We start from the raw sequence: 2,911 nt of genomic DNA on the forward strand, positions 1-2,911 counted from the left end.
CGCGGTGGCGGCGCTCGAGCGCACCCTGGGCGTCCAGCTCGTGGAACGCACCACCCGCAGCGTCCTGCTCACCGAACTCGGGGAGGAGATCGTCCGGCGGGCCCGGGGGGTGCTGGGCGCCGTCGACGACATCGGCGAACTGGCCATCCGGGCCCGGGAACCCCTGGTCGGTGACATCCGTCTCGGGGTCATCCCCACGGTGGCCCCCTACCTGCTCCCACGGCTGCTGCCGACGCTGCGGGAACGGTGGCCGCAGGCACGGCTGCGGCCGCGGGAGTCCCAGACGGCCACCCTGCTGGCGGAGCTGCGCGGCGGTGCGCTCGATCTCGCGCTGCTCGCTCTGCCCACCGATGAGCCGGGGACAGCCGAGATCCCGCTGTACGACGAGGACTTCGTCCTCGTCACCCTCGCGGATCACCCGCTGGCGGGTGGCGCCGCCGTGCCGGTCGCCGCCATCGGCGGGCAGGACCTGCTCCTGCTGGAGGACGGGCACTGCTTCCGGGCCCAGGCGCTCGAGGTCTGCCGGGAGGCGGGGGCACGGGAGCGTTCTACCCTGCGTGCGGCGAGCCTGTCGATGATCGTCCAGATGGTCGCCGGTGGCCTGGGGCTGACCCTCGTCCCCGCCGCCGCCGTCGGAGTCGAGGTCGGCGAGGGGCGGGGCTTGGCCGTCGCCACGTTCCGCCGGCCCGCGCCGCACCGGCGCGTCGGCCTGGCCTACCGCTCGACCTCGGCCCGCGTGACGGACTGGAACCTGCTCGCCGCCGAGGTGCGGGCCGCCCTGCCGGGGACGGGTCTCGCCCTCGCCCCGGTGCCGGCCGCGGCGGTCTGACGCGCGCCCTCGGCGGGCTCCGGTGAATGCAGCAGGCCGGCCGCGAGACCCACCGGTCGGGCGTCGCCGGCCGGCCGACCACGAACACACGGTTTCCCTCGCTCCGTGCTGGGCATCAAGCGAATCTTGCCGCCGAGTGGGCAGGGGGATGATGGCCTGGCCACGGGCGCGAGTATGCGGGCCGCCATCCAGGCGTTGCGGCAACTGCAGCCGGCCCGGATCGTCGTCGCCGTGCCGGCGGCACCCTCTTCCACCTGCCGGGAGCTGACGGCGCTGGCGGACGAGGTGGTGTGCGACGACGCCGTCGCCGTTCTTCGCGGTCGGGCAGTCCTACTGGGATTTCACCCAGACCACCGATGAACAGGTGCGCGGTCTGCTGCGCGCGGCGGCGACGTCCCGGCTTCCCGCGGGAACCGTGGTGTACCGCCCGGACGCGGCCGTCGTCCGATCCGAGATGGTGCCGGTCCAGGACGGCGTTCCGGCCGGCGACAGGCTGTTCGATCTGGTTGGTGACGCCAGCCTGGTGTTGATCGGCGAGGCGTCGCACGGCACCCACGAGTGCTACGCCGCCCGCGCCGCGATGACCCGGCGGCTGATCGAGGAGAAGGGGTTCTGCGCGGTGGCGGCGAAGGCGGACTGGCCGGACGCCTACCAGCGGATTGCTGGCTGACGGCCGCGAGGATGTCGTGCTGTTCCTGCTCCAGGATGCCGGTCCAGCCATGCCAACAGGGCGCATTGACCCCCCAGGTGAGCGATGATCCGCGACAACGTGGCCTCGAGCGGGTGGGGCAGGTTCCAGTGGAACGCCAGGAGACGCGCCAGCTGCTCGGCAAGGGTCGCTTCCTCCCGTGGATCGAGATCGCCGGTTGCGAACTTGTCGACCAGCGAGCTGTCCAGTTCGAAAGCGGTCATCGGATATCCCCTCCTCCCGGCCTGTTCGAGGGTTGGCCCGACCATCCGGCCCGGCCTCCATCACGGCGCCCGTAGATCAACGGGGCGAGTCGGGAATCCGGCATCGAGCGGCTGTACCGGCCGTCTCGCCCGGGCCGTGTCCACGGCGGTGACCATCTCGGCTGGGACACCCGCGCCGGCTGCCTCATGCCCACTGCCGCCCTTGTCATCCACCCGATTAACACAAATCTCAACTGATCGCAAAAATGCTGCTGCCGCACTCGCCAGCAAGTCGAGGTCTGCGCCGGCACGAGGAAGATGGGTAGAATGCAACGGCCATTCCCGGTATGCCGTGATGCCCGCACCGTCGCCACCGTCGCCTGGCTGTGGTTTCCTGCGGGCGGAGCTGGGTAGAAGGACTTTGGGCCCATTGTCCGTCAGCGGGCAGGGCCAAGCTCCCGCCGGCTCGCCTTGATGAGGAAAACTGATTCGAGGGGATGGCGGGACCGCCTTGCTTCGCGGCCTCCGTATCTGCCCGGGTGCTGCGTGCCCGGGCGGTGGCCGTCCCGGAGAGGCCGCGCCGGTCGTTCACCGTCCCGGCGGTTGCGGAACAGCCCCGGAGCGGTGGCCAGTATTTCCCGCTGCGGCTGATTGACCCGCCGACGACCGGGTAGACGGCGGTGGAAGTATTTTGCCGACAACGGCTGATTGCGTCGTCGAATCGAATGATGTCGAAATGATGCTGACGAGTGGAGAAATCTCATGGCATTTCCGGTGCGAAGCAGCCAACGTCCGGCCCCGGTGATCAGGTGGGATCCGTTCCGGAAGATCGAGGACGCCTGGACCCGGGTGGGAAGCCTGCTCGGCGACGTCGTCGGTGGTGCGGAAGGCCGACCGGTGGGACTGTTGGCCGCCGTCGTCGTCCCGGTCGACATCGAGGAGACCGACGACGCCTACATCGTCGAACTCGAGCTCCCCGGGGTACGCCGCCGCGATGTCTCGATCGACCTGCAGGATAACGAGCTTCGGGTCACCGGTGAGATCAAGGAGCGGGAACGGAAGGGTGTGCTACGCCGTCAGACCCGCCGGGTGGGCAGGTTCGAACATCGCATCGTGCTGCCGGGTGAGGTGGACCCGGAGTCGGTCAGCGCGACGCTGGACGACGGGGTACTGACGATCCGGCTCGCCAAG

General features: G+C 70.3%; 3 protein-coding genes and 1 pseudogene. 3 read left to right on the forward strand and 1 reads right to left on the reverse strand.

The genetic code is table 11. The features are described 5' to 3' along the window. Both ACY45C_RS18470 and ACY45C_RS18475 read left to right on the forward strand, forming a co-directional pair. Positions 1 to 829 (forward strand): hydrogen peroxide-inducible genes activator (locus ACY45C_RS18470; RefSeq protein WP_462188828.1); only part of this gene is annotated, 829 nt, incomplete at its 5' end. Between the two features lie 147 nt (positions 830 to 976). Then, positions 977 to 1,484 (forward strand): annotated as a pseudogene (locus tag ACY45C_RS18475) (erythromycin esterase family protein); the annotation flags it as partial. On the opposite strand, the gene ACY45C_RS18480 reads toward ACY45C_RS18475, so the two are convergent. Continuing rightward, positions 1,478 to 1,741 carry a hypothetical protein gene (locus ACY45C_RS18480; protein ID WP_462188829.1) on the reverse strand — a complete coding sequence of 88 codons (264 nt, stop codon included), beginning with the start codon at positions 1,739 to 1,741 and terminating at the stop codon, positions 1,478 to 1,480. The pseudogene ACY45C_RS18475 and the gene ACY45C_RS18480 sit on opposite strands and share 7 nt — an antisense overlap. A gap of 741 nt (positions 1,742 to 2,482) precedes the next feature. Between ACY45C_RS18480 and ACY45C_RS18485 the strand changes: the two genes are divergently transcribed. Further along, on the forward strand, positions 2,483 to 2,911 hold a 429-nt coding region (locus ACY45C_RS18485), incomplete at its 3' end, for an Hsp20/alpha crystallin family protein (protein WP_462188830.1).

It is taken from the genome of Frankia sp. CcWB2 (genome assembly GCF_977927585.1).

Bases quoted from the DNA above. Each gene is read 5' to 3' on its own strand.
- ACY45C_RS18480 (WP_462188829.1), bottom strand. From the start codon at position 1,741: ATGACCGCTTTCGAACTGGACAGCTCGCTGGTCGACAAGTTCGCAACC.